The following is a 24,750-nucleotide window of genomic DNA, read 5'->3' on the forward strand; positions in this document are numbered from 1 at the left end:
GGCCGGGGGTCTACCGTCGGACGTTGTGACGAGGAGCGGCACTCGTGAGCTCAGCTGAACCGGCCCCATTCCGCGATGCGGTCGCGGCGATGAACGCCGTCAGCGTGCGGCCGGAGATCGAGCTGGGCCCGATCCGGCCGCCGCAGCGGTTGGCGCCCTACAGCTACGCGCTGGGCGCCGAGGTCAAGCACCCCGACCTCGAGATCGTCCCGGAGCGGTCCGAGGGTGACGCGTTCGGCAGGCTGATCCTGCTGTACGACCCCGAGGGCGCCGACGCCTGGGACGGCACGCTGCGCCTGGTCGCCTACATCCAGGCCGACCTGGACGCCAGCGAGGCCGTGGACCCGCTGCTCCCCGAGGTGGCGTGGAGTTGGCTGAACGACGCTCTGGAGGCACGCCTGCAGCACGTCACGGCCCTCGGCGGCACCGTCACCGCCACCACCTCGGTGCGCTACGGCGACATTTCCGGGCCACCCCGCGCCAACCAACTCGAGCTTCGGGCGTCGTGGACCGCAACCACCCCCGACCTCGGCGTCCACGTCGAGGCGTTCTGCGAGGTGCTCGAGTACGCCGCGGGCCTGCCGCCGTCCGGGGTCACCGACCTGAGCTCGCGGTCACGCGCCTGACATGCGCGAACCGTCGGCCTCCAGGACCGGTGGCGCGCCGGCCGCGGAACCCGGCGGCGACGCGCCCGACGCCACCGAACCCGACGCCATCCCCCTGGTGCACCCGGCCGCCGGACTACCAGAGCTGTCCGTCAGCGTCCGCGAGATCGGGGCGGCCGCCGAACTGCTCGACCGCGGCCACGGCCCGTTCGCGGTGGACACCGAGCGCGCGTCGGGCTTCCGCTACTCCAACCGGGCCTACCTGATCCAGATCCGGCGCGCCGGGGCCGGCACCGTGCTCATCGACCCGGTCAGCCACGGCGCCGAGCCGCTGGAGGCGCTGCGGCCCGTGGCCGACGTGCTCGGCACCGACGAATGGATCCTGCACGCCGCCGACCAGGACCTGCCGTGCCTGGCCGAGGTCGGGATGCGGCCCCCGGCGCTCTACGACACCGAGCTGGCTGGGCGGTTGGCCGGCTTCGACCGGGTGAACCTGGCGGCCATGGTCGAGCGCCTGCTGGGCTACGGGCTGGCCAAGGGCCACGGCGCGGCCGACTGGTCCAAACGCCCACTGCCCGCCGAGTGGCTCAACTACGCGGCCCTGGACGTCGAACTGCTCATCGAATTGCGCGAGGCGGTCTCGGAGGTTCTGGCCGAACGAGGCAAAACCGATTGGGCCGCGCAGGAATTCGACCATCTGCGCAACTTGGGGCTGATGGACGCCGCCCCGGTGGCGCGCCGGGACCGGTGGCGGCGGACGTCGGGAATCCATCGCATTCGCGACCGCCGCGGCCTGGCCGCAGTACGCGAGCTGTGGTTGGCCCGCGACCGCATCGCCCAGCGCCGCGACGTCGCACCGCGCCGCGTCCTGCCGGACTCGGCCATCATCGACGCCGCGGTCGCCAACCCGACGACGGTCGAGGAACTCGTCGCGCTGCCGGTGTTCGGTGGGCGCAACCAGCGGCGCAGCGCCGAGGTGTGGCTGGCGGCGTTGCAGGCGGCCCGCGAGAACCGGCCTCCGCCGCTGGACGCCGAGCAACCGAACGGGCCGCCGCCCGCGTCGCGGTGGAGCAGACGCAAACCCGAGGCGGCGGCCCGGCTGGAGGCGGCGCGGGCCGCGCTGGCTGAGGTGTCGCAGCGGGTGGACGTCCCCACCGAGAACCTGGTCTCGCCCGACCTGGTGCGGCGACTGTGCTGGGACTGGGAGACCCCCGGCGGAGCGGCGGACGCGGTCGAGGCCGTCGACGCGTTCCTGCGCGCCGGGCAGGCACGGACCTGGCAGCGGGAGCTGGTGGTCGCCGTGCTGGCGCGCGCGGTCCAGCAGGCCGAGGGTGCCGGCACCGAGATCGACGGCAGCGGGGAAAGCCCGGATTAGTCTAGGCGCTCGCGGATCTCAGTTTCGGCGGCGATGCTGCTGCCCAGGGCGGCGACCCAGCCCGTGATCCGTCGGGCCACGTCCTGGTCGGTCAGCCCGAGGTCGGCCAGCACCTCACCGCGCGAGGCGTGCTCGAAGAACTCCTGCGGCAGCCCGACGTCGCGGCACGGCACGTCGACCTCGGCACGCCGCAGTGCGCCCGACACCGCGGACCCGACACCGCCGTTGACACCGTTGTCCTCGAGCGTGACCACCAGCTTGTGCTGCGCCGCCAGTTCCACGACGCCCTCGGCCACCGGCAGCACCCAGCGGGGGTCGATCACGGTCACGCCGATCCCCTGGTTGTGCAGCCGCCGGGCCACGGCCATCGCCATCGCCGCGAACGCCCCGACCCCCACCAGCAGGACGTCGTGGTTGCAGCCACTGGCCGGCACCGCCAGGACGTCCACGCCGGAACGCCGTTCCAGGGCCGGGATGTCTTCGCCCACATCGCCTTTGGGGAAGCGTATGGCGGTCGGCCCGTCACCGACGTCGAGCGCCTCGCCGAGTTCCTCGCGCAGCCGCGTCGCATCGCGCGGCGCGGCCACCCGCATGCCCGGCACGATGCCCAGCATCGACAGGTCCCACATGCCGTTGTGGCTGGGGCCGTCCGAACCGGTGATCCCGGCCCGGTCGAGCACCATGGTGACGGGCAGCTTGTGCAGCGTCACGTCCATCATGACCTGGTCGAACGCCCGGTTCAGGAACGTCGAGTAGATCGCCACCACCGGATGCATCCCCGCCATGGCCAGACCGGCCGCGGACGTCATCGCGTGCTGCTCGGCGATGCCGACGTCGAACAGCCGGTCCGGGAACTGCTGCCCGAACGCCGTCAGCCCGGTGGGGCCGGGCATCGCCGCGGTGATGGCCACGATGTCGCGGCGCTGCCTGCCGTAGGCGATCAGCGCGTCGGAGAAGGTCGCCGTCCACCCCGGGCCGGAAATCTTGGTGGCCCGGCCGGTGACCGGGTCGATCACGCCGCAGGAATGCATCTGCTCGGCTTCGTCGTCCTCCGCCGGCGCGTAGCCCATCCCCTTCCGGGTGACCACGTGCACGATCACCGGGCGCCCGAAGTCGCGCGCGTGGCGCAGCGCCACCTCGACGGCGCGTTCGTCGTGACCGTCGACCGGTCCCACGTATTTGAGCCCGAGATCGGTGAACAGCAACTGCGGGGACAGCGAATCCTTGATGCCCGCCTTCACGCTGTGCATGAACCGGTAGGCGATCTTGCCGAACAGCGGCATCGCCCGCAGCGCCTCGCGCCCCTTCTCCAGCGCCTGCTCGTAGGCCGGCTGCAGCCGCAGCGTGGCGAGATGGTCGGCGACGCCGCCGATGGTCGGCGCGTAGCTACGGCCGTTGTCGTTGACGACGATGACCACCGGCCGGCGGGATGCGGCGATGTTGTTCAGCGCCTCCCAGCACATGCCGCCGGTGAGCGCGCCGTCCCCGACCACCGCGACCACGTGCCGGTTGCGGTGACCGCTCAGCTCGAACCCCTTGGCCAGCCCGTCGGCGTACGACAGCGCCGCGCTGGCGTGGCTGGACTCCACCCAGTCGTGCTCGCTCTCGGCGCGCGACGGATAGCCCGACAGCCCGCCCTTTTTGCGCAGGCTCTCGAAGTCCTGGCAACGCCCCGTCAGCATCTTGTGCACGTAAGCCTGATGGCCGGTGTCGAAGATGATCGGGTCGTGGGGCGAATCGAACACCCGGTGCAGCGCCAGCGTCAGTTCGACGACGCCCAGGTTGGGGCCCAGATGTCCTCCGGTGGCAGCGACCTTGTGGATCAGGAACTCGCGGATCTCGGCGGCGAGATCGCGCAGCTGCTGCTGGGAAAGGTGCTGCAGATCAGCGGGCCCGCGGATCTGTTCGAGCATCCGGTCAGTCTACGCAGCGGTTGCGGGAACAGCAGGGCCGCGGCGGAAGTCAGCCGGCTTAGGAGGGACCGAAGAGTTCGGCCAGCGTGCCGTGAAGCTCGGGGTCGGCCAGCATGACGACCTCGTCGCCGGCCTGAAGTTCGGTGTCGCCCCGCACCGGCACCAGGCCGGTGGCGCGGACCACGATGCTCACCCAGATGTCGCCGACGCGGTCGCTGAGCCCCTCGACGGTGCACCCCTCGGCGGCCGAGCCCTTGGCAACACTGAACCGGTGGACGCCCTCCGGCTCGTCCGCGAGCCGGACACCGATCTCCCACGGCTGGGTCTCTACCGTGCGCATGGGCAGCTGCAACAGGGTCGCGACACCGGGCACCGCGCTGCCCTGCACCAGAACCGAGAAGATCACGACGACGACCACGATGCCGTACAGGCGTTCCGCGTCGGGCACGTGCGCGGCGCGCACGAACTCGCCGAGCAGGATCGGCACCGCCCCCTTGAGGCCGGCGAACAGGATGAACAGACGTTCGTTTCGCGCAAGCTCCACCCCGAGCAGGCAGGAACTCACCGCCAGCGGACGGATCAGCGCCGTCAGGGCCACCCCGAGAGCCAGCCCGGGAATCCATACGTCCGGATGGGTGAGCACGTTGAGGTCGACGGTCAGACCCAGCACGACAAAGGCAACGATTTCGGCGAGACCGGCCAGGGCGGCGTGGAAGCGCTTGATCTCGGCCTTGTAGGGCGCTCGAGCGTCGCCGATCACGATGCCGGCGACGAACACGGCCAGGAACCCCGAGCCGTGCGCCAGCGTGGCGATGCCGTACAGCATCAGGCTGGATGCCAGCGTTCGCAGCGGGTAGAGGCCTTCGCTCGGCAATGCCACGCGGCGCATGAAGACGAGCAGGGCACGGCCGCCGATCACCCCGACGGCCAGGCCGATCGCCATCTGCAGGATGAACTGGGCTCCCACGCCGGCGAACCCGGCCGCGCTGAGGGCACCGGCGGCGACCAGGCTCGTCATCAACGAGATGCCGACCGGATCGTTGGCGCCGGACTCGCCCTCCAGGATGGTGCTGCTGCGCCCCCTGATCTCTCGTTTGCCCAGGACGGAGAAGACCACGGCCGGATCCGTGGGGGCCACCGCGGTCGCGACGAGCACCGCGGGGAACCAGCCGATTCCGCACGCGTAGTGCAGCATCAGCGCGGCGCCGGCGGCGGTCAGGGCGGTACCCAGGACGCCGACCGACAGGATCGGCGCGACTGCCGCCCGGAAACGGGCGGGCCCGATGTGCATTCCGCCGTCGAACAACACCAGCACCAGCGCGATGGTGATGACCCGCTCCACGATCCGCTCGGTCGGCGGCTGCACCGCGGGCACGGCGCGCACCGCCACCGCCGCTCCGACCAGCACCAGCAGGGGCACCGGAATCTTGAACCGCTCGGTCAGGCGGTTCGCCAGGACCGCGACCAAACCGATGGCGCTGGCGAACAGGACCATCAGCGCGTAACTGAGGGTCTCGTTCACGACGGCGGCACTCGGAGACGGCCCGGGGAGCACCGCATGGGCGATCGACCCGGCTCGACGGCCGGGGACCGTCCTATTGTGGTAAGCACCTGAGCCTTTCAGTCGGTCGACAAAGACGTCGCCGACCAGACTTCCCGGCACACCGCGAATGGAGTGTAGCCGCTCTCGGCTGGCACCCGCAGAGGCATTGCGCCTACCGGTTTCTCGTGCGCTTCACGGTCGCCGTCGCGCGCGGGTCAGCAGCGCAACGCATTCGGTGTGATGGGTCAGCGGAAACGCGTCGAACACCTTGAGCTTGTCCACCACATAGCCGTGCCCGCGGTACAGGCCGATGTCGCGCGCGAAAGACGCCGCCTCGCAACCGATGTGGACAACACACGGAACCCCGGCGGCGGCCAGCAGATCGATCACCTCGCGTCCGGCCCCCGCCCGCGGCGGATCCAGCACGGCCACGTCGGCGCCGGCGCGCTGCGACGCGAGCGCCCGTCGCACCGAGTCGGTGACCACGTTCACCTGCGGCAGGTCAGCCAGCGCCACCCGGGCGGCGCGCGTCGACGCGCGCGACGTGTCGACCGTCAGCACCCGCCCGGCGCGCCCCACCGCGTCCGCGAGCGCGGCGGCGAAGACCCCCGCACCGCCGTAGAGGTCCCACACCGCCATGCCCGCCGCCGGCTGCGCCCACTCGGCGACCAGGCTCGTGTAGACGCGCGCCGCGTCGCGGTGGGCCTGCCAGAAGGCCGTCACGGGCACCCGCCAACTGCGCTCGCCCACCCGCTGCACCGCCTCGTAGCCGCCCTCCACGACCTTGGTGGCGATCCGCCCGCCCTGCCGCACGGTGCGCACCACGTGGCGCCGGCCGTCGTCGTCGACGGCCACGTGCAGCTGCGCGGCCGGCGGCAGGTCGGCCCGGGTGACGTTCGCGGCGATCCCGTCCAGCATCCCGTGGGGCAGTTGCGCGCAGCGCAGGTCGGTCACCAGGGCGTCGCTGTGGTACCGGTGAAACCCGGGGCGCCGGTCCGGTCCCACCTCCAGCCGGACCCGGGTGCGCCACCCGGTCGGCCCGGAACCCGACAGCTGCTCGGCCCCCGCGTCCGCGCCGCTCCAGTCGAACCCGCCCAGCCGTTGCAACTGGTTGGCCACCACCTGAGCCTTGAGCACCCGGGCCGCCTCCGGGGTGGCGAACGCCAGATCGCAACACCCGGCACCGCCCACCCCGGCGATCGGGCACAGCGAGTCGGTGCGGTCCCGCGACGGCTCGATCACCTCGACAACCTCGGCGTGCCAATAGGATCCGCGGTCCGCGGTGACGCGCACCCGCACCCGTTCGCCGGGCAGCGCATACCGGACGAACACGACCCGGCCTTCATGGTGGGCCACGCAGCTGCCGCCGTTGGCGGGGGCGCCGGTGACCACCGTCAGCTCGGCCTCGGCCGGCGCCGCTGTCCCCGCCCGAGGCGGGTCGGGCCGCGGTCGTGTGCTCAATCGAAAATTCCGCGACGGGCGTCGCCGGGCGCGGATTGCGGCTGCAGGTTGGAGAGCCGCTCCGACGAGGTCAACTGCCAGGGAACCGAGGTCACCATCACGCCGGGCATGAACAGCAGGCGGCCCTTGAGCCGCAACGCACTCTGGTTGTGCAGCAGCTGCTCCCACCAGCGTCCGACCACGTATTCGGGGATGAACACCGTCACCACGGTGCGCGGCGACTCCTTGCTGGCACGCTTGACGTAATCCAGCACCGGGCGGGTGATCTCGCGATACGGGGAGGCGATGACCTTGAGCGGCACGCTGATCTCGCTCTGCTCCCACTGGTGCACCAGCTCCCGCGTCTCCGCGTCGTCGACGCTGACCGTGACGGCCTCCAGCGTGTCGGGCCGGGTGGCCCGCGCGTAGGCCAGCGCGCGCCGGGTCGGCAGGTGCAGCTTCGACACCAGCACCACGGCGTGGTTGCGGCTGGGCAGGACGATCTCCTTCTCCTCCTCCGCGGCCTGCGCCAATTCCCGGTTGACGGTGTTGTAGTGCTTGCGGATGAGTTTCATCACGACGAACAGCGCGCTCATCGCGACGATCGCGATCCAGGCGCCGGCAAGGAATTTCGTGATCAACACGATGAACAGGACCGTGCCCGTGGACAGCAGCCCGACGGTGTTGACGACCCGTGAGCGCATCATCGTGCGCCGCACCCGCGGGTCGGTCTCGGTGCGCAGCAACCGGGTCCAGTGCCGGACCATGCCGATCTGACTGAGCGTGAACGAGATGAAGACCCCCACGATGTACAGCTGGATCAGCGCGGTGACCTCCGCCCGGAACGCGAGGATCGCCAGCAGCGCCGCCGCCGACAGGAAGAGGATGCCGTTGGAGAACGCCAACCGGTCTCCGCGGGTGTGCAACTGGCGGGGCAGGTAGCTGTGTTGCGCCAGGACGGAGCCCAGCACCGGGAACCCGTTGAACGCGGTGTTGGCCGCCAGCACCAGAATCAGCGCCGTCACCGTCGCGATCAGCAGGAACCCGATGTGGAAGCTGCCGAACACCGTCTCCGCCAGCTGCGTGACGAGGGTCTTCTGGTAGTAGTCCGGCGGGGTGCCGGTCAGCTGGGTCGCGGGGTCGTCGACGAGCTGGACCCCGATCTTCTGGGCCAGCACGATGATGCCCATCAGCAGCGTCACCGCGATCCCGCCCAGCATCAGCAGCGTCGTGGCGGCGTTGCGCGACTTGGGCTTCTGAAACGCCGGCACCCCGTTGCTGATCGCCTCGACACCGGTCAGCGCCGCACAGCCCGACGAGAACGACCGCGCCACCAGGAACGCGAACGCGAAACCGAGGACCGGGCCGTTCTCGGCGTGCATCTGAAACGCGGCGGATTCGGCGCGCAACGGATTGCCCAGCACGTAGATCCGGAACAGCCCCCAGCCGATCATGATGACGACCCCGAAGATGAACGCGTAGGTCGGGATGGCGAACGCCACCCCCGACTCGCGGATTCCGCGCAGGTTCAGCCCCATCACCAGCAGGATGGCCGCCACGCAGAACCACACCTTGTGTTCGGCCACGATCGGGATGGCCGAGCCGATGTTCGACATCGCCGACGCCGTCGAAACGGCAACGGTGAGAACGTAATCCACCATCAGTGCGCTGGCCACCGTGAGGCCGGCGTTGTCGCCGAGGTTGGTGGTGACGACCTCGAAGTCGCCGCCGCCGGAGGGGTAGGCGTGCACGTTCTGCCGGTAGCTGGCCACCACCACCAGCATGACCGCGACGACCGCGAGCCCGATCCACGGCGTGAGCGAGTAGGCGGCCACGCCGGCCACCGAGAGCATCAGGAAGATCTCCTCGGGCGCATAAGCCACCGAGGACAGGGCGTCGGAGGCGAACACCGGCAGGGCGATGCGCTTGGGCAGCAGCGTGTGCGTCAGCCTGTCGCTGCGGAATGGTCGCCCGATCAGCAACCGGCGAGCGGCGGTGGAAAGTTTGGACACGAGAGCCAAGAGTAAGCCCACCCCGGCTTGCCGGTAGCGTTCTCCAGGCGAGAATGTTCTGGACCGAAATCGGCTGGCCACACGAGGTTGCCGACAGATGAACACCAGCGGGACCAGCCGGGAGGACTCCAAGTGCGGGTGGTAGTGATGGGGTGCGGCCGGGTGGGTTCGTCGGTCGCCGACGGGCTATCCCGGATCGGCCACGAAGTCGCGGTCATCGACCGCGACAGCACTGCATTCAACCGGCTCAGCCCGGAGTTCGCCGGCGAGCGGGTGCTGGGCCAGGGTTTCGACCGCGATGTGCTGCTGCGGGCGGGCATCGAGGAGGCGGAGGCGTTCGCCGCGGTGTCCTCCGGCGACAACTCCAACATCATCTCGGCGCGGCTGGCGCGCGAGACGTTCGGCGTCCAGCGCGTCGTCGCCCGCATCTACGATGCCAAGCGCGCCGAGGTCTACGAGCGCCTCGGGATACCCACGATCGCCACCGTGCCCTGGACCACCGATCGGCTGCTCAACGCGCTGCTGCGCGACACCGAGACCGCCAAGTGGCGCGACCCGACCGGCACGGTCGTCGTCACCGAGGTCGTCCTGCACGAGGAGTGGATGGGCCATCGGATCACCGATCTCGAGCAGGCCACCGGCGCCCGCGTCGCGTTCCTGATCCGGTTCGGGGCGGGGGTGTTGCCGGAGCCGAAAACGGTCATCCAGGCCGGGGATCAGGTCTATGTCGCCGCGATCTCCGGTCGTGCCGCCGAGGCGGTGGCCATCGGGGCGCTGCCGCCGAGCGAGGATCTCGAGTCGGGACCGGGCCGGTGAAGCGGAAAGAGCCGACCGGCGGGGCTGTGGGGGTACCACCCGCTTGCGGGGGAGAGTGGGCCAGATGAGGGTAGCTGTCGCCGGGGCCGGAGCGGTCGGTCGTTCGGTCACGCGGGAACTGGTCGGGAACGACCACGAGGTGACCCTGATCGAGCGCAACCCCGACCACGTCGACGTGGACGCCATCCCGGCCGCGCACTGGCGCCTCGGCGACGCCTGCGAACTGAGCCTGCTGGAATCGGTGCACCTCGAGGACTTCGACGTGGTCGTCGCCGCGACCGGCGACGACAAGGCCAACGTCGTGCTCAGCCTGCTGGCCAAGACCGAGTTCGCGGTGCCGCGGGTCGTGGCGCGGGTCAACGATCCACGCAACGAATGGCTGTTCACCGACGCCTGGGGGGTGGATGTCGCGGTGTCGACGCCACGCATGCTGGCGTCGCTGATCGAGGAGGCCGTCGCCGTCGGCGACCTGGTGCGGCTCATGGAGTTCCGCCGGGGTCAGGCCAACCTGGTCGAGATCACCCTGCCCGACGACACGCCGTGGGGCGGCAAGCCGGTACGCAAGCTGCAACTGCCCCGGGACGCCGCCCTGGTCACCATCCTGCGCGGTCCGCGCGTGATCGTCCCGGAGGCCGACGAACCACTGGAGGGTGGCGACGAGTTGCTGTTCGTCGCGGTTACCGAGGTCGAAGAGGAGCTGCGCGCACTGCTGCTGCCGAGCACTGCGCCGGCCGAGCCGGGGGAAGCGGCGCCGGCGGGCGTGTCATTCCATCTGTGTAAGTCCGGGGTGGTCCATCATCGGACCGCCGTTGGGCGGACAGAAGGAGTGTTTTGTGACCAAGACCATGCAGATGCCGGCTGAGGAGACGACCGCGGCGCGGCGGCTGGCCGAGATGTTCACCGAAGAGACGCTGGACTCGTTGATTAAGGATGCGGTGAAGACCGGGACCCCGATCGACGGCGCGGACGGTTTGCTGAACCAGCTGACTAAGGCCGTGCTGGAGCGGGCGCTGAATGCGGAGCTAACCCACCATCTGGGCTATGAGGCCGGCGATCCGGCCGGACGCGGATCGGGAAATTCGCGCAACGGCACCACGCCGAAAACGGTGACCACCGTCAACGGCCCGGTGCAGATCGATGCGCCGCGTGATCGCAACGGCTCGTTTGAGCCGGCGATTGTGCCGAAGAAGACCCGCCGGCTCAACAACATCAATTCGGTGGTGTTGTCGCTGTATTCACGGGGAATGACCACCCGCGATATCGAAGCCCACCTGCAGGAGGTCTATGGGGCGTCGGTGTCGCGGGAGTTGATCTCCAATATCACCGAGGTGGTGGTCGATGAGATCAAGGCCTGGCAGGCCCGCCCGCTCGATGAGGTCTACCCGATCCTCTACATCGATGGGCTGCGGCTGCGGATCGGCGACAACGGGGTCATCACCACCAAGGTCGCCTATTTGGCCATTGGCGTGGATCTGGAGGGCCGCAAACACGCCTTGGGCTGCTGGATCCAGGACTCCGAGGGGGCGAAGTTCTGGCAGAAGGTCGTCATCGACCTGCGCAACCGCGGGGTGCGCGACATCCTCATCGCCTGCTGCGACGGGCTGACCGGTCTGCCTGATGCGATCCGCTCGATCTATCCCGATACCGTGGTGCAGACCTGCGTCGTGCACGTCATTAGGAATGCGATGCGCTTCGTGTCTTATAAGGACCGCAAGAAGGTCGCCACCGCGATGCGGGCGATCTACAGTGCGCCGACCGTCGATGGAGCCGAACTCGCACTCAAGGAGTTCGACCAGCAATTCGGCGCCCAATATCCGGGTGCAATTGACGTGTGGCACAACGCCTGGGGGGAATTCGTTCCGTTCCTGGACTATCCGGTGGAGTTGCGCAAGATCGTCTACACCACCAATGCGATCGAGTCGATCAACTTCCAGTTGCGCAAGATCACCAAGAACCGTGGTCATTTCACGGACAAGGACGCCGCGATGAAGTTGCTGTACCTCGGGCTGCGCAACATCTCCAGCGAGAGAGGAGGCTATTCGGGTACTGGAACGCACAACTGGACTGTGGCGCTCAACACACTCGCCAGACTATTCCCTGGGCGAATCCCATTGTGCTAGAATACAACTCGTAGTCAAATCACCTCTGACTTACACAGAAATCGTGACAGGCTCGCGCCGGCCGGCTAGTCCACGCCGCGGGCGCCGGCCTCGTTGACCGCGGCGATCGCGCGCTGGGCCGACCGGTAGGCCGAATAGGTGACCAGCGCGGCCATCGCGGTCAACGGCCAGCCCATCGCGATGCGGGCGACCCCCAGCCAACCGGTCTGGTCGGCCTCGTAGAGGTGTCGCTGCACGACGAACCGGGCGCCGAACACCAGCACCCAGCACAGGGACGCGACGTCGAAGGCGTACACCGCGCGGGGCACGCCGCGCCAGGTGTGCTCGCGCCCGCCAGCCCAGCTGGCCAGGTAGCCGACCAGCGGCCGGCGCACCAGCACCGACACCGAGAAAACGATCGCCCACAGCAACGACATCCAGATGCCCAGCAGGAAGTAGCCCTTGGACTCCCCCATGACGTAGGCGATCAGCGCACACACGACGACGCCACCGAACCCGGAGACCGCCGGCTGCATGGATTCCCGCCTGGCGAGCCGCCACAGCAGCACCAGCGCGGACACCCCCAGCGCGGACCCGACCGCGGCCAGCAGCCCGAACAGGTTGGAGGCGAACACGAAGGTGACCACGGGCAGCGACGAGTAGACGACGCCGCTGACCCCGCCCAGCTGCGCCAGCAGGCGTTCGGCGCCGGTGCGCCCGGTGACGATGCCACCGCAGTCCGTCGGGCCGATCGGAGCGGCCCCCCCGTCGTCGGAGACGGTCACCGCTGAATTTCGTAGTGCGGGTTGTAGATCGCCTTGGCGCCGTTCTCGAGCTTGCCCACCCGGCCGCGCACCCGCAGCGTGCGGCCCGAGTCGATGCCGGGAATGCGGCGCTGACCCAACCACACGAGGGTGACGGTGTCGGTGCCGTCGAACAACTCGGCGCGAACGCCGCCCGAGCACCCCTTGCCGTTGGTCTCCACGCTGCGCAGCGTGCCGACCATGGTGACCTCCTGGCCGCGCTCGCAATCGATCGCCCGCTGCGCGCCGGTGCTCGTCACTTCGTCGGACAACTCCTCGGAGTCGCGTTGCTCCGGGTGCTCCGTCAACCGACGGGTGAGCCGGCGCAGATACCCTTGCGCCCCCATGGCCACTCCTGACAATGCTGATGGCGCTTTCCGTTATGCCAACGGACACCTTAGAGCTCTTGGTTCCCGCGCGCCAACCGGGCCAAACCTCGTGTTGGAGCGGACGGCAGGGCCGGGCACTATCGGAGAGGTGGGTGTCGATCTGAGCGGTGTCACCACCGTGCTGCTGCCCGGAACCGGCTCCGACGACGACTACGTCCGGCGGGCGTTCTCCGGCCCGTTGCAGCAGGCCGGCGCGCTGCTCGTGGCCCCCGCGCCGCGCCCGGAGCGGTTGATCGACGGATATCTGTCCGCCCTGGACGATGCCGCGCGGGTCGGTCCGGTCTGTGTCGGCGGCATCTCGATCGGCGCCGCGGTGGCAACCGCGTGGGCGCTGGCGCACCCGGACCGCACGGTCGCAGTGCTGGCCGCGCTGCCCGCCTGGGCCGGAGCGCCCGGGTCGGCGCCCGCCGCCCTGGCGGCCCGGTACTCGGCGGCCCGGCTGCGCAGCGACGGGTTGGCGGCGACGACGACCCAGATGCGGGCATCCAGCCCGCCCTGGCTCGGCGACGAGCTGGCGCGGTCGTGGCGGGCGCAGTGGCCACACCTGCCCGACGCCATGGACGCAGCGGCGGGCTACGTCGCCCCCGGCCACGCCGACCTGGGCCGGCTGGCCGCGCCGCTGGCCGTGGTCGGCGCCGTCGACGACACCGTGCATCCGCTGCAGGTCGCGGTGGAATGGGTCGCCGCCGCGCCGCGTGCAGCCCTGCGCACGGTGACGCTGCAACAGTTCGGCGCGGACACCGCCGAACTCGGCGCGGCGTGCCTGGGGGCGCTGGCCGACCTGTGAGCCCCGGGGTCCGGGTCAGCCGCCGGTCGTCGACCGCAGCTGCTGCATGGCCGATCCCTGGGCGCTGCGGCGTTCCGCGGGCCCGTCCGGCGCCGGTTGCGCGTCGCCGGCCTGCTGGGCCTGCTGCGCGGCGGCGGCCTCCCGCAGCTGCGCCACCATCGCTTCGGGCAGCTGCACCGCCAGCGGCGTGCGCACCGGCAGGGGCGTCTCGCCGCGGCGAACCACCGTGTCCGCCAACGCCGCACGCGCCTCCCGGTCCAGCGCCTCGATCGTCTCGTGCGTGCCATTGACCACGCAACGAATCATCCAGCGATAACCGTCGACCCCGATGAACCGCACCACCCCGGCGGCGCTGCCGACCACTTCCCGGCCCCACGGGCCGTCCTGGATGCTGACCGTGGCCGAGTCGTTGCGCAGCGACTCCGCGAGCTCGGCGGCCACCTCCCGCCACAGACCGCCCGTCTTGGGCGCCGCGTAGGCGGCGATGGTGAAACGGCCATTGGGTGTGACGACCCACACGGCGCTGGGGACGCCGGTCTCGGTCAGCTCGACCTGCAACTGGCCGCCGTCGGGCATCGGGATGAGCACCGAACCCAGGTCGAGCCGGGCCACCTGCGCGACGGACGGGTCGTCAAAGTCGTCGATGTCGAACGGGCCTTCGAGAGCGCCCGGCTCGTCGGCGGCCTGAGCGCCGGCAGCCTCCGCCTCGACCGGCTCCTCGACGGGTCGGTCCGTTTCCGTGGGTCCGCCGCCCGGCCCGCCGGCGGCCTGGGGGGCCTCGTCCCCACCGCGTTTACCTGAGCGCCTGCCGAATGCCACCATCAGCGCCGCTCCTCCTCATCGCATCCGTCTGCATCGCTTCCCTCAGCATTCCCGCCGGCGGTCACAAACTCGCGTGTCCTCCGGAGGAACCGTGGCCGCCGTCGCCACGGGACGTCTCGGCCAGCCCGGCCTCGTCGAACGACGCGACCTCGACCAGCTCCAACAATTCCACCCGCTGCACCAGCAGCTGGGCGATGCGGTCGCCGCGATGCACCACGATGGGCTCGGCCGGGTCGAGGTTGATCAGCGAGACCTTGATCTCACCGCGGTAGCCGGCGTCGATGGTGCCCGGGCTGTTGACGATAGAAAGTCCCACCCGCGCCGCCAAACCCGAGCGGGGGTGGACCAGCCCGACCATCCCGAACGGGATCGCGACCGCGACCCCCGTCCGCACCAGCGCACGGTGCCCCGGATCGAGCGTCACGTCTTCGGCGCTGTAGAGGTCCACTCCGGCGTCGCCGCTGTGAGCGCGCGCGGGCACCGGAAGCTCGGGGTCGAGGCGAACGATCGCCAGAGGGGTCGACACGGGGGCACAGATTACCCTTGACCGCGTGTCTGGAACGCGCGTCGCGCCCCACAGCGTGCGATACCGCGAGCGGCTGTGGGTGCCGTGGTGGTGGTGGCCGCTCGGCTTGGCGCTGGCGGGGCTGATCGCCTTCGAGGTCAACATGGGTGCGGGCGCGGCTCTGCCTGCCTGGGTGCCGTTCGTGATCTTGTTCACGGTCGCCGGGGGAACGCTGCTGTGGCTGGGCCGCATCGAGATCCAGGTCACCGCCGGGCCCGACGGCGTCGAGCTGTGGGCGGGCCGGGCGCATCTGCCCGCCACGGCGATAACGCGGTCCGCGGTGATCCCGCGCTCGGCCAAGTCCGCGGCCCTGGGCCGCCAGCTCGATCCCGCCGCCTACGTGCTGCACCGGGCGTGGATAGGCCCGATGGCCCTGGTCGTCCTCGACGACCCGGACGACCCCACGCCCTACTGGCTGGTGAGCTGCCGTCACCCCGGGCGGGTGCTGTCGGCCCTGACAAGCTGAGTGCAGCTCTCAGGCCGCGCAGTCGGTACAGATCATCACGCCGTTCTTCTCGCTGGCCAGCCGGCTGCGGTGTTGCACCAGGAAGCAACTCGAACAGGTGAACTCATCCGCCTGCTTCGGAATGACACGTACCGAAAGCTCCTCGCCGGACAGGTCGGCGCCGGGCAGCTCGAAAGACTCGGCCGTCTCGGATTCGTCGACATCGACCACCGCCGAGGCCGCCTCGTTCCGCCGTGCTTTGAGCTCCTCCAGCGAGTCTTCCGAGACGTCGTCCGTCTCGGTGCGCCGTGGAGCGTCGTAATCGGTCGGCATATCTGTTACCTGCCCTGTTCCCCTCGCAAGCCCTAAATAACTTCAAGCAACGCTTTGTATCAGCGTCGAACGCATCCACCAAACGATTCGTGCCCGTATCTCGACCCGTTAATGTGTGATTTGCATCACACCGCAAGATAAGCCTTGCGTTCGGCGTCAAAACAGTGTGAACGGTGTGCGACTAGAGTGCACCTGTGGTCGCACAAATCACACAGGGTACAGCGTTCGACAAGCACGGTCGGCCATTTCGGCGCCGCAACCCTCGCCCGGCCATCGTGGTGCTGGTGTTGCTGATCGTGGCGACCGGCGTGGTCTGGACCGTGGCGCTGACTCGGCCCGCGACGGTTCGCGAGGCCGAGGCGTGCAATCCGCCGCCCCAACCCCCGGGATCGGCCCGCCCGCAGCTCGGCGAGCAGGTGTCGCGCACGGCGATGATCGACGTGTCCCCCGCCAGACTCGCCGACACCAAGGTGCGGGTGCTCAACGCCAGCGGCCGCGGCGGCCAGGCCGCCGACGTCGCCGGCGCGATGAAAGACCTCGGTTTCGCGCAGCCGACGGCCGCCAACGACCCGATCTACGCCGGCACGCGGCTCAACTGCCAGGGCCAGATCCGCTTCGGGACGGCCGGACAGGCCACCGCGGCGGCGGTGTGGCTGGTGGCGCCGTGCACGGAACTGTTCAACGACAACCGCGCCGACGACTCCGTCGACTTCGCGGTGGGCACCGACTTCGGCACGCTGGCGCACACCGACGACATCGACGCCGTGCTGGCCAGCCTGCGCCCCGGCGCCACCGAACCGCCGGATCCCATGCTCCTGCAGAAGATTCACGCCAGCAGCTGCTGAGAGCTCTGCTCAGTCCAGGATCGGGTCCAGGCCGTTGAACCGCTCCAGGGCCGCGGCCAACTCGTCGGCGATGCCCGGCGCCGCGGCCATCACCAGCCCCGCCCCGTCGACGTCGCGGGGCGGCAGCACCACCCGGGCGCCCGCCTCCGCCGCGATCAACCCGCCGGCGGCGCAGTCCCACACCTGCAGCCCGTGCTCGTAATAGGCATCCAGCCGGCCCGCGGCGACCATGCACAGGTCCAGCGCCGCCGAACCGATGCGGCGCACGTCGCGCACCATCGGCAACATCCTGGCCAGCAGCTCAGCCTGGGCTGCGCGGCGGGGCGCGGAGTAGCCGAAACCGGTGCCCAACAACGCCATCGAAAGATCTTCGACCGCCGCGCACCGCAACGAACGCGTCTCGTGGCCGTCGGTGACTTGCGCGCCGAGGCCGGTCGCCGCCGAATACACCCGGCCGGCGACGACGTCGGCGACCGCCCCGGCCACCGACACGCCGTCGATCTGGGCGCCGACCGACACGGCGTAGGCGGGGATGCCGTACACGAAATTCACCGTGCCGTCGATGGGGTCGAGCACCCAGGTGACCGCCCCGCCGTGCGCGGCGGTCACCTCGGCGGGGCCACCGCCCTCCTCCCCGAGGATGGGATCACCCGGCCGTAGCCGCGCCAACCGGTCTCGCAGCAGCCGTTCGGTTTCGGTGTCCACGACGGTGACGGGATCGGTCGGAGTGCTCTTGGAGCGCACCGCCCCATCGCCTGGGGCGCCCGGGGCGCCCGCATGCGGGCCGAACACCTCGGCGCGGCGGCGCCGCACGAATTCGGCCGCCTCGGTGGCCAGCGCCTCGGCCACCGAACGCAGCAGGGCAAGGTCGTCGTCGGTTCCGGTCACCGCTCCATCGCATCACAATCGCCGCGGCCACGCAGAAACGGCGGCCCGCGTAGTCGCCAAGCTAAGGTGAGCCGGACAACCTCTCTCCCCCGTCCTCTCTCCCCCCGCCGAGGAGACGCGATGACCAGCACCGAACCGACCACCGACACGCCTGGCCCCGAGACGGTCGCCGGTCTGGGCCAGCGTCGTGGATTCGGCATCGACGTCGGCGGCAGCGGCATCAAAGGTGGCATCGTCGACATGGACACCGGTCTGTTGATCGGCGACCGGATCAAGGTGCCGACCCCGCAACCGGCAACGCCGCCGGCAGTCGCCAAGGCCATCGCCGAGGTGGTCAACGGATTCGGGTGGACGGGTCCGCTCGGGGTCACCTATCCGGGTGTGGTCGCCCACGGCGTCGTCCAGACGGCGGCCAACGTCGACAAGTCGTGGATCGGCACCCACGCCCGCGACGTTATCAGCGCCGAACTGAACGGCCAGGACGTGACCATCCTCAACGACGCCGACGCAGCCGGACTCGCCGAGGAGCACTACGGAGCGGGCAAAGGCAGGGCCGGGCTGGTGGTGCTGCTGACGTTCGGCACCGGGATCGGCTCCGCGCTCATCCACAACGGCGCGTTGATTCCCAACACCGAGTTCGGTCACCTCGAGGTCGGCGGCAAAGAGGCCGAGCAGCGGGCGGCGTCATCGGTGAAGGAGAAGCACGCCTGGAGCTACGAGAAGTGGGCGAAGCAGGTCACCCGTGTCCTGGTGGCCATCGAGAACGCCATCTGGCCGGACTTGTTCATCACGGGTGGCGGCATCAGCCGCAAGGCCGACAAGTGGATTCCGCTGCTCGAGAACCGGACCCCGGTGGTGGCCGCGGCGCTGCAGAACACCGCCGGCATCGTGGGTGCGGCCATGGCCGCCACCGTCGACGTGGCGCACTGAATTTTGCCCGGTCGGACGGTGCGAGCGCCCGGTATCGTTACAATGGTTCACGGCGGCAGCCCAAAGTCATTAGCGTGCGTATCGCCACGCTGATATCCAACGCCGACATTCGACATAGCAGACACTTTCGGTTCAGTATGCCCAAAGCGCCGGGAGTGAATCCGAACGAAGGGGTGTAAGTGGCAGCGACCAAACCCAGCACCGATGAACCGGTGAAGCGCAACGCCACGAAGTCACCAGCGTCCCCCGCAAAGCGACCGGCGGCAAAGTCCGCCAACGGCACCGCGCCCGCGAAGCGGGCAGCCAAGGCCGTGCCCCGCAGCGCCAAGTCCGCGGCGGGGCACGAGACCGACGCGGCGGCTGGCGACGAGAAGAAAACCCGCACCACCGCAAAGGGCGCCGCCGCGAAGGCGCCGGCGCGCGGCACCAAAGCGGCCGCACGGGAATCCGCGGCCGACCCCGATGCCCTCGACACCGGCGAGGAGCTGGACACCGAGCCGGACCTCGACGGCGAGCCGGGCGACGAGATCGACATCGCCGACCTCGGTCTCGACGACCTCGACGACGACGCGGCGCCGGAAGCCGACCTCGACGCGGGCGACTCCGAGGACGGCGAGGATGACGTCGCCGCCGCCCCCGCCGCGGCCACTGCGGCTCCCGCCGAAGACGACGAGGAGATCGCCGAGCCCACCGAGAAGGACAAAGCGTCCGGCGATTTCGTGTGGGACGAAGACGAATCCGAGGCGCTGCGCCAGGCCCGTAAGGACGCCGAACTCACCGCCTCCGCCGACTCGGTCCGCGCCTACCTCAAGCAAATCGGCAAGGTGGCGCTGCTCAACGCCGAGGAGGAGGTGGAGCTGGCGAAGCGAATCGAGGCCGGCCTGTACGCCACGCAGCTGATGACCGAGATGGCCGACCGCGGCGACAAACTGCCCGCGGCCCAGCGCCGCGACATGATGTGGATCTGCCGCGACGGCGACCGCGCGAAGAACCACCTGCTGGAAGCCAACCTGCGGCTGGTCGTCTCACTGGCCAAGCGCTACACCGGCCGCGGCATGGCGTTCCTCGACCTCATCCAGGAGGGCAACCTGGGCCTGATCCGTGCGGTCGAGAAGTTCGATTACACCAAGGGCTACAAGTTCTCCACCTATGCGACGTGGTGGATCCGTCAGGCCATCACCCGTGCCATGGCCGACCAGGCCCGCACCATCCGCATCCCGGTGCACATGGTCGAGGTGATCAACAAGCTGGGCCGCATCCAGCGCGAGCTGCTGCAGGACCTGGGCCGCGAGCCAACGCCCGAAGAGCTCGCCAAAGAAATGGACATCACCCCCGAAAAGGTGCTCGAGATCCAGCAGTACGCCCGCGAGCCGATCTCGCTGGACCAGACCATCGGCGACGAGGGCGACAGCCAGCTGGGCGACTTCATCGAGGACAGCGAGGCCGTGGTGGCCGTCGACGCGGTGTCGTTCACGTTGCTGCAGGATCAGCTGCAGTCCGTGCTGGAGACGCTGTCGGAACGCGAGGCCGGCGTGGTACGCCTGCGCTTCGGTCTCACCGACGGCCAGCCCCGCACCCTCGACGAGATCGGCCAGGTTTACGGGGTCACCCGCGAGCGCATCCGCCAGATCGAGTCCAAGACGATGTCGAAGCTGCGCCACCCCAGCCGCTCCCAGGTGTTGCGCGACTATCTCGACTAGAGAACCGGGCGCGCAGCTACACGGACTCCGGCGCCTCGGCGACCGGCGGGAACGAACCGTCGGGCCCCGGCCGGTAAGCCGTGACCCAGATAACAGCGCTCACCGGCAACGGACCGTACAAATGCGGGAACACCATGGACGTCGGATCCGTTGCCACACCGGGCTCCCAACGAACAGGCGAATCCAGCAGCCCAGGATTGATGTGCAGCATCACCAGGTCCGCACGGCCGCGGTAGAGGCGGTTTGCCGGCAGATGCACCTGCTGCGGCGTCGACAGGTGGATGAACCCGGACCCGACGTCAGAGCCGGACGGTTCCGGCCGGATCGCGCCCTCCTCGCGAGCCCGCGACCACTCGTCGGCACCGCACAAGTGCACCAGTACGTCAGGAGCGAAGGTCACGGAAGGACACCTTAAAGAGCCTTCCTGGAAGGCGTGAGGAGCGCGTGAGAAACGACACACCCGATAACGATCGGGGAACAACGCGAAAACCCCATACGTCTGAGACAGTGAGTAAACGCCAGAACGGAGAAGCCATGAACGCAACTCTGACCAGTCCCTTGACCAGAGCTGACCGCTGCGACCGCTGCGGCGCTGCGGCCCGCGTTCGGGCCACGCTGCCCTCCGGCGCCGAGCTTCTCTTCTGCCAGCACCACGCCAACGAGCACGAAGCCAAGCTGGTCGAGCTGGCCGCCGTGCTGGAGTTCAGCGAGAGCTAGCCAACACCAACTCACCCGTGGCCAATGTGGGCCGCGGGCGCAGTTTTCGGTAATGCTGGACTCGTATGAGCGATCAGGTCGCGAAACCGTCCCGCCACCCCGTCTGGCGAATCTGTCTTCGAACTCTTGCGAAGAGTTGGGACGATTCGATCTTTTCCGAGTCCGCGCAGGCCGGCTTCTGGTCGGCGCTGTCCCTGCCCCCGCTACTGCTGGGCATGCTGGGCAGCCTGGCCTACGTGGCGCCGCTGTTCGGGCCGGACATGCTGCCCAGCATCGAACGCCAGGTGATCACGACGGCCCACACGGTGTTCTCCCGCAGCGTCGTCAACGAGATCATCGAACCCACCATGCGCGACATCACCAACGGCGCGCGGGGCGAGGTGGTGTCGCTGGGCTTCGTGATCTCGCTGTGGGCGGGCTCCTCGGCGATCTCGGCGTTCGTCGACTCCGTGGTCGAAGCGCACGGCCAGACACCGTTGCGCCACCCGGTGCGGCAGCGGCTCTTCGCCTTGTTCCTGTACGTGGTGATGCTCGTGGTCGTCGTGTCGACGGCACCGTTGCTGGTGGTGGGCCCGCGCAAGATCGGAGAACACATCCCGGTCACCCTGGCCAACGCGCTGCGCTACGGCTACTACCCGGCGCTGGCGCTCGGGCTGATGGTCGGGATCATGATCCTGTACCGGGTGGCGCTGCCGGTGCCGCTGCCGTCGCACCGGCTGATCCTGGGGGCGGTGCTGGCGACGGCGGTGTTCGTCGTCGCCACGCTGGGTCTGCGGATCTACCTGAGCTGGATCACCCGTACCGGCTACACCTACGGCGCGCTGTCTACACCCATCGCGTTTCTGCTGTTCGCCTTTTTCGGCGGTTTCGCGATCATGCTGGGCGCCGAACTCAACGCCGCCGTCCAGGAGGAGTTCCCCGCTCCCAAGACGCATGCCCACCGGTTGCGCCACTGGTTGGTCTCGCGCGTGCGCGCGCTGACGGAAACCGGGGATTCGCCGGCGCAGAAGCGCGACGTCGCGACGGCCGAGCCGCCGGTCTGATCAGCCCTTCTTGAGCGTCTCGTAGATCTTCTTGCAGTCCGGGCAGACCGGCGAACCCGGCTTGGCCGCGCGCGTGACCGGAAAGACCTCACCGCACAACGCGACGACGTGGCTGCCCATCACCGCGCTCTCGGCGATCTTGTCCTTCTTGACGTAGTGGAAGTACCGAGGGGTATCGCTGCCGGTCCCGTCGTCGACGCGTTCGTCGGTCTCGGTGCGTTCGATCGTCTGCGTCTCCATACCCGACATTGTGCACCGCTGCGCAAGGTCCGAAACCGGCCGAGCCGGAATCGGCGACATGTGGAACAGTGGAGGGATGAAGCGCGGCTCCGATCCGGGACCCGATGAAAGGTTCGACGACGAGGGCCGTCCCGTACTCATCACCGCCGCCGCGCCCTCCTACGACGAACAGCACCGCGCGCGGGTGCGTAAGTACCTGACGCTGATGGCTTTCCGGATACCGGCGCTCATCCTGGCCGCCGTCGCCTACGGCGCCTGGCACAACGGGCTGATCTCCCTAGCGATCGTGGCCGCGTCGCTGCCGCTGCCGTGGATGGCCGTGCTGATCGCCAACGACCGCCCGCCGCGGCGCCGCAACGAGCCCCGGCGGTTCGACCCCGCCCCGCCCCGTACTCCCCTGTTCCCGACGGCGGAGCGTCCGGCTCTCGAGCCCCGCCGCGACCCCCAGCCACACCCCGGTTCGCGCGGCGGACACCACCACGGTTAGCGTGCTGGCCGCGACCCCCGCACTTCTCAGGACTTTCTCAGCTCGCCAGTACATTTCTGCACGTCATAGCGTGTGAGATCACAGACCGCCGGGAACTCTCAGGCCGTACCTGTCGTTAACCCATACGACAGCACAAGCCGATCAGGAGGTCGCTATGGCGAACGCCACCCCCAGCAGGATCGAAGGCGATCTGGATGCTCAAAGCCCCGCAGCGGACTTGGTGCGCGTGTATCTGAACGGCATCGGCAAGACGGCGCTGCTCAACGCGGCGGACGAAGTCGAACTGGCCAAGCGCATCGAGGCCGGCCTCTATGCCGAGCATCTGCTGGCAACCCGTAAGCGCCTCGGCGAGAACCGCAAGCGCGACCTGGCGGCCGTCGTGCGCGATGGCGAGGCAGCGCGGCGCCACCTGCTGGAAGCGAACCTGCGTCTGGTGGTGTCGCTGGCCAAACGCTATACCGGCCGGGGCATGCCGCTGCTCGACCTGATCCAGGAGGGCAACCTGGGCCTGATCCGCGCGATGGAGAAGTTCGACTACACAAAGGGATTCAAGTTCTCGACGTATGCGACGTGGTGGATCCGCCAGGCCATCACCCGCGGCATGGCCGACCAGAGTCGCACCATCCGGCTGCCCGTGCACCTGGTCGAGCAGGTCAACAAGCTGGCGCGGATCAAGCGCGAGATGCACCAGAACCTGGGACGCGAAGCCAGCGACGAGGAGCTCGCCGCCGAATCGGGCATCCCGATCGAGAAGATCAACGACCTGCTCGAACACAGCCGCGACCCGGTGAGCCTGGACATGCCGGTAGGCTCCGAAGAAGAGGCACCGCTGGGCGACTTCATCGAGGACGCCGAAGCGATGTCCGCCGAGAACGCGGTGATCGCCGAACTGCTGCACACCGACATCCGCAGCGTCCTGGCCACTCTCGACGAGCGCGAGCATCAGGTCATCCGGCTGCGCTTCGGCCTGGACGACGGGCAGCCGCGCACGTTGGACCAGATCGGCAAGCTGTTCGGCCTGTCCCGCGAGCGGGTCCGCCAGATCGAGCGCGACGTGATGTCCAAGCTGCGCAACGGCGAGCGTGCCGACCGCCTCCGGTCGTACGCGAGCTGACGCCGCCGGCACGGACGCCGGCCACAGCCAGATAGCAGGGAAGTATGCCCGCCGCCTCCGCGGCGGGCATACTTCGCGCCGTGGAAGCGTTGCATCCATTCGCGCAGCTGGCCCAGTAGACTCGGCGTCATTGGAGGGTGCTGAATGAACGACCTGGTTGATACCACCGAGATGTACCTGCGGACCATCTATGACCTCGAAGAAGAGGGCGTCACGCCGCTGCGCGCCAGGATCGCCGAACGCCTCGATCAGAGCGGACCGACCGTCAGCCAGACGGTATCCCGAATGGAACGAGACGGCCTACTCCAAGTCGCCGGCGACCGGCACCTCGAGCTCACCGACAAGGGCCGCGCCCTGGCCGTTTCCGTGATGCGCAAGCACCGCCTGGCCGAGCGACTGCTCGTCGACGTCATCGGGTTGCCCTGGGAGGAAGTGCACGCCGAGGCGTGCCGGTGGGAGCACGTCATGAGCGAGGACGTCGAACGCCGGCTGGTGAAGGTGCTCAACCACCCGACCACCTCCCCGTTCGGTAACCCGATCCCGGGTCTTTTGGACCTGGGCGTTGGCCCGGACTCCGGCGCCGAGGAGGCCAACCTGGTCCGGTTGACCGAACTGCCCGGCGGATCGCCGGTGGCTGTCGTCGTGCGGCAGCTCACCGAGCATGTGCAAGGCGACATCGACCTGATCAGCCGGCTGAAGGACGCCGGCGTCGTGCCCAACGCCCGGGTGACCGTCGAGACCGGGCCGGCGGGGGTGACCATCCTGATACCCGGTCACGAGAACGTCACCCTGCCGCACGAGATGGCGCACGCGGTCAAGGTCGAGAAGGTCTGACCGGC

26 protein-coding genes and 1 pseudogene are annotated in these 24,750 nt (G+C 69.3%); 15 read left to right on the forward strand and 12 right to left on the reverse strand.

The window, feature by feature from the left end; all coding sequences use genetic code 11:
- Positions 1–89: 89 nt before the first annotated feature.
- Positions 90–626: a DUF3000 domain-containing protein gene (locus AB8998_RS19585; protein ID WP_369741658.1), complete on the forward strand. Its 537-nt coding sequence runs from the start codon at positions 90–92 to the stop codon at positions 624–626.
- Between the two features lies 1 nt (position 627).
- On the forward strand, positions 628–1,980 hold the full coding sequence (locus AB8998_RS19590; protein ID WP_369739375.1) for an HRDC domain-containing protein: 1,353 nt from the start codon (positions 628–630) through the stop codon (positions 1,978–1,980).
- Here AB8998_RS19590 and dxs read toward each other — a convergent pair.
- From dxs to AB8998_RS19610, 4 genes are all read right to left on the reverse strand, one after another.
- Positions 1,977–3,893 (reverse strand): 1-deoxy-D-xylulose-5-phosphate synthase, encoded by a 1,917-nt coding sequence (gene dxs, locus AB8998_RS19595; RefSeq protein ID WP_369739376.1) that lies wholly within the window; start codon positions 3,891–3,893, stop codon positions 1,977–1,979. The genes AB8998_RS19590 and dxs overlap by 4 nt on opposite strands.
- 58 nt (positions 3,894–3,951) lie before the next feature.
- Positions 3,952–5,415 carry a cation:proton antiporter domain-containing protein gene (locus AB8998_RS19600; RefSeq protein ID WP_369739377.1) on the reverse strand — a complete coding sequence of 488 codons (1,464 nt, stop codon included), beginning with the start codon at positions 5,413–5,415 and terminating at the stop codon, positions 3,952–3,954.
- Between the two features lie 213 nt (positions 5,416–5,628).
- A complete protein-coding gene (locus tag AB8998_RS19605) occupies positions 5,629–6,897 on the reverse strand; it encodes a class I SAM-dependent RNA methyltransferase (RefSeq protein ID WP_369739378.1) in 1,269 nt (422 codons plus the stop codon).
- Positions 6,894–8,888: an APC family permease gene (locus AB8998_RS19610; RefSeq protein WP_369739379.1), complete on the reverse strand. Its 1,995-nt coding sequence runs from the start codon at positions 8,886–8,888 to the stop codon at positions 6,894–6,896. The genes AB8998_RS19605 and AB8998_RS19610 overlap by 4 nt, the downstream gene beginning before the upstream one ends.
- A gap of 132 nt (positions 8,889–9,020) precedes the next feature.
- Between AB8998_RS19610 and AB8998_RS19615 the strand changes: the two genes are divergently transcribed.
- The 3 genes and pseudogenes from AB8998_RS19615 to AB8998_RS19625 all read left to right on the forward strand — a co-directional run bounded on the left by AB8998_RS19615 (position 9,021) and on the right by AB8998_RS19625 (position 11,824).
- Entirely contained in the window at positions 9,021–9,704 is a 684-nt protein-coding gene (locus AB8998_RS19615) for a potassium channel family protein (protein ID WP_369739380.1), read from the forward strand.
- A 64-nt stretch (positions 9,705–9,768) separates the two neighbouring features.
- Positions 9,769–10,425: pseudogene (locus tag AB8998_RS19620) on the forward strand (potassium channel family protein); the annotation flags it as partial.
- A gap of 163 nt (positions 10,426–10,588) precedes the next feature.
- The gene (locus tag AB8998_RS19625; RefSeq protein WP_369741377.1) at positions 10,589–11,824 is read left to right on the forward strand and encodes an IS256 family transposase; all 1,236 of its coding nucleotides are present in this window, start codon (positions 10,589–10,591) and stop codon (positions 11,822–11,824) included.
- 65 nt (positions 11,825–11,889) lie between these two features.
- Here the strand turns inward: AB8998_RS19625 and AB8998_RS19630 are convergent, their stop codons facing one another.
- Together AB8998_RS19630 and AB8998_RS19635 are read right to left on the reverse strand one after the other, a co-directional pair.
- The gene (locus AB8998_RS19630; protein WP_369741659.1) at positions 11,890–12,531 is read right to left on the reverse strand and encodes a DUF3159 domain-containing protein; all 642 of its coding nucleotides are present in this window, start codon (positions 12,529–12,531) and stop codon (positions 11,890–11,892) included.
- A 53-nt stretch (positions 12,532–12,584) separates the two neighbouring features.
- A complete protein-coding gene (locus AB8998_RS19635; RefSeq protein ID WP_369739381.1) occupies positions 12,585–12,953 on the reverse strand; it encodes an OB-fold nucleic acid binding domain-containing protein in 369 nt (122 codons plus the stop codon).
- Positions 12,954–13,083: 130 nt separating this feature from the next.
- Here AB8998_RS19635 and AB8998_RS19640 point away from each other — a divergent pair, with 130 nt between their 5' ends.
- The gene (locus tag AB8998_RS19640; protein ID WP_369739382.1) at positions 13,084–13,782 is read left to right on the forward strand and encodes an alpha/beta hydrolase; all 699 of its coding nucleotides are present in this window, start codon (positions 13,084–13,086) and stop codon (positions 13,780–13,782) included.
- A gap of 15 nt (positions 13,783–13,797) precedes the next feature.
- Here the strand turns inward: AB8998_RS19640 and AB8998_RS19645 are convergent, their stop codons facing one another.
- Both AB8998_RS19645 and dut read right to left on the reverse strand, forming a co-directional pair.
- The gene (locus AB8998_RS19645; protein WP_369739383.1) at positions 13,798–14,604 is read right to left on the reverse strand and encodes a DUF3710 domain-containing protein; all 807 of its coding nucleotides are present in this window, start codon (positions 14,602–14,604) and stop codon (positions 13,798–13,800) included.
- A gap of 61 nt (positions 14,605–14,665) precedes the next feature.
- On the reverse strand, positions 14,666–15,130 hold the full coding sequence (gene dut, locus AB8998_RS19650; RefSeq protein WP_369739384.1) for a dUTP diphosphatase: 465 nt from the start codon (positions 15,128–15,130) through the stop codon (positions 14,666–14,668).
- 25 nt (positions 15,131–15,155) lie between these two features.
- On the opposite strand from dut, the gene AB8998_RS19655 reads away from it, so the two are divergent.
- Positions 15,156–15,635: a DUF3093 domain-containing protein gene (locus AB8998_RS19655; RefSeq protein WP_369739385.1), complete on the forward strand. Its 480-nt coding sequence runs from the start codon at positions 15,156–15,158 to the stop codon at positions 15,633–15,635.
- 9 nt (positions 15,636–15,644) lie between these two features.
- On the opposite strand, the gene AB8998_RS19660 is transcribed toward AB8998_RS19655, so the two are convergent.
- Positions 15,645–15,947: a DUF4193 domain-containing protein gene (locus AB8998_RS19660; protein ID WP_067115263.1), complete on the reverse strand. Its 303-nt coding sequence runs from the start codon at positions 15,945–15,947 to the stop codon at positions 15,645–15,647.
- Positions 15,948–16,141: 194 nt separating this feature from the next.
- On the opposite strand from AB8998_RS19660, the gene cei reads away from it, so the two are divergent.
- Positions 16,142–16,792, forward strand: coding sequence for an envelope integrity protein Cei (gene cei, locus AB8998_RS19665; RefSeq protein ID WP_369739386.1), 651 nt, complete (start codon positions 16,142–16,144; stop codon positions 16,790–16,792).
- A 9-nt stretch (positions 16,793–16,801) separates the two neighbouring features.
- Here the strand turns inward: cei and AB8998_RS19670 are convergent, their stop codons facing one another.
- Entirely contained in the window at positions 16,802–17,680 is an 879-nt protein-coding gene (locus AB8998_RS19670) for an inositol monophosphatase family protein (protein WP_369739387.1), read from the reverse strand.
- Between the two features lie 120 nt (positions 17,681–17,800).
- Here AB8998_RS19670 and ppgK point away from each other — a divergent pair, with 120 nt between their 5' ends.
- Together ppgK and AB8998_RS19680 are read left to right on the forward strand one after the other, a co-directional pair.
- Complete coding sequence (gene ppgK, locus AB8998_RS19675) at positions 17,801–18,610, forward strand: polyphosphate--glucose phosphotransferase (protein WP_369739389.1); 810 nt, start codon at positions 17,801–17,803, stop codon at positions 18,608–18,610.
- Positions 18,611–18,789: 179 nt separating this feature from the next.
- Complete coding sequence (locus AB8998_RS19680) at positions 18,790–20,310, forward strand: RNA polymerase sigma factor (protein WP_369739390.1); 1,521 nt, start codon at positions 18,790–18,792, stop codon at positions 20,308–20,310.
- 16 nt (positions 20,311–20,326) lie between these two features.
- Here AB8998_RS19680 and AB8998_RS19685 read toward each other — a convergent pair whose 3' ends face one another.
- Positions 20,327–20,710, reverse strand: a complete 384-nt coding sequence (locus AB8998_RS19685) for a DUF952 domain-containing protein (RefSeq protein WP_369739391.1) — start codon at positions 20,708–20,710, stop codon at positions 20,327–20,329.
- Between the two features lie 134 nt (positions 20,711–20,844).
- Here AB8998_RS19685 and AB8998_RS19690 point away from each other — a divergent pair, with 134 nt between their 5' ends.
- Together AB8998_RS19690 and AB8998_RS19695 are read left to right on the forward strand one after the other, a co-directional pair.
- Entirely contained in the window at positions 20,845–21,027 is a 183-nt protein-coding gene (locus tag AB8998_RS19690; protein WP_369739392.1) for a DUF7455 domain-containing protein, read from the forward strand.
- A 65-nt stretch (positions 21,028–21,092) separates the two neighbouring features.
- Positions 21,093–22,070 carry a YihY/virulence factor BrkB family protein gene (locus AB8998_RS19695; RefSeq protein WP_369739393.1) on the forward strand — a complete coding sequence of 326 codons (978 nt, stop codon included), beginning with the start codon at positions 21,093–21,095 and terminating at the stop codon, positions 22,068–22,070.
- On the opposite strand, the gene AB8998_RS19700 is transcribed toward AB8998_RS19695, so the two are convergent.
- Positions 22,071–22,310 (reverse strand): DUF3039 domain-containing protein, encoded by a 240-nt coding sequence (locus AB8998_RS19700; protein ID WP_369739394.1) that lies wholly within the window; start codon positions 22,308–22,310, stop codon positions 22,071–22,073.
- A 58-nt stretch (positions 22,311–22,368) separates the two neighbouring features.
- Here AB8998_RS19700 and AB8998_RS19705 point away from each other — a divergent pair, with 58 nt between their 5' ends.
- From AB8998_RS19705 to AB8998_RS19715, 3 genes are all read left to right on the forward strand, one after another.
- Positions 22,369–22,797: a DUF3099 domain-containing protein gene (locus tag AB8998_RS19705; protein ID WP_369739395.1), complete on the forward strand. Its 429-nt coding sequence runs from the start codon at positions 22,369–22,371 to the stop codon at positions 22,795–22,797.
- 109 nt (positions 22,798–22,906) lie between these two features.
- Positions 22,907–23,911, forward strand: coding sequence for a sigma-70 family RNA polymerase sigma factor SigB (sigB, locus tag AB8998_RS19710; RefSeq protein ID WP_369741660.1), 1,005 nt, complete (start codon positions 22,907–22,909; stop codon positions 23,909–23,911).
- A 144-nt stretch (positions 23,912–24,055) separates the two neighbouring features.
- Complete coding sequence (locus AB8998_RS19715; RefSeq protein ID WP_369739396.1) at positions 24,056–24,745, forward strand: iron-dependent transcriptional repressor DtxR; 690 nt, start codon at positions 24,056–24,058, stop codon at positions 24,743–24,745.
- Positions 24,746–24,750: the final 5 nt, after the last annotated feature.

Origin of the sequence: Mycobacterium sp. HUMS_12744610 (assembly GCF_041206865.1) — a bacterium.
Lineage (GTDB): Bacteria > Actinomycetota > Actinomycetes > Mycobacteriales > Mycobacteriaceae > Mycobacterium > Mycobacterium servetii.

What these genes read in the sequence shown, in the direction of transcription:
- AB8998_RS19585 (WP_369741658.1), top strand. Translation starts at nt 90, where the DNA reads ATGAACGCCGTCAGCGTGCGGCCGGAGATCGAGCTGGGCCCGATCCGG.
- AB8998_RS19590 (WP_369739375.1), top strand. Translation starts at nt 628, where the DNA reads ATGCGCGAACCGTCGGCCTCCAGGACCGGTGGCGCGCCGGCCGCGGAA.
- dxs (WP_369739376.1), bottom strand. Translation starts at nt 3,893, where the DNA reads ATGCTCGAACAGATCCGCGGGCCCGCTGATCTGCAGCACCTTTCCCAG.
- AB8998_RS19635 (WP_369739381.1), bottom strand. Translation starts at nt 12,953, where the DNA reads ATGGGGGCGCAAGGGTATCTGCGCCGGCTCACCCGTCGGTTGACGGAG.
- AB8998_RS19645 (WP_369739383.1), bottom strand. Translation starts at nt 14,604, where the DNA reads ATGGTGGCATTCGGCAGGCGCTCAGGTAAACGCGGTGGGGACGAGGCC.
- AB8998_RS19660 (WP_067115263.1), bottom strand. Translation starts at nt 15,947, where the DNA reads ATGCCGACCGATTACGACGCTCCACGGCGCACCGAGACGGACGACGTC.
- ppgK (WP_369739389.1), top strand. Translation starts at nt 17,801, where the DNA reads ATGACCAGCACCGAACCGACCACCGACACGCCTGGCCCCGAGACGGTC.
- AB8998_RS19690 (WP_369739392.1), top strand. Translation starts at nt 20,845, where the DNA reads ATGAACGCAACTCTGACCAGTCCCTTGACCAGAGCTGACCGCTGCGAC.
- AB8998_RS19695 (WP_369739393.1), top strand. Translation starts at nt 21,093, where the DNA reads ATGAGCGATCAGGTCGCGAAACCGTCCCGCCACCCCGTCTGGCGAATC.
- AB8998_RS19700 (WP_369739394.1), bottom strand. Translation starts at nt 22,310, where the DNA reads ATGGAGACGCAGACGATCGAACGCACCGAGACCGACGAACGCGTCGAC.
- AB8998_RS19705 (WP_369739395.1), top strand. Translation starts at nt 22,369, where the DNA reads ATGTGGAACAGTGGAGGGATGAAGCGCGGCTCCGATCCGGGACCCGAT.
- AB8998_RS19715 (WP_369739396.1), top strand. Translation starts at nt 24,056, where the DNA reads ATGAACGACCTGGTTGATACCACCGAGATGTACCTGCGGACCATCTAT.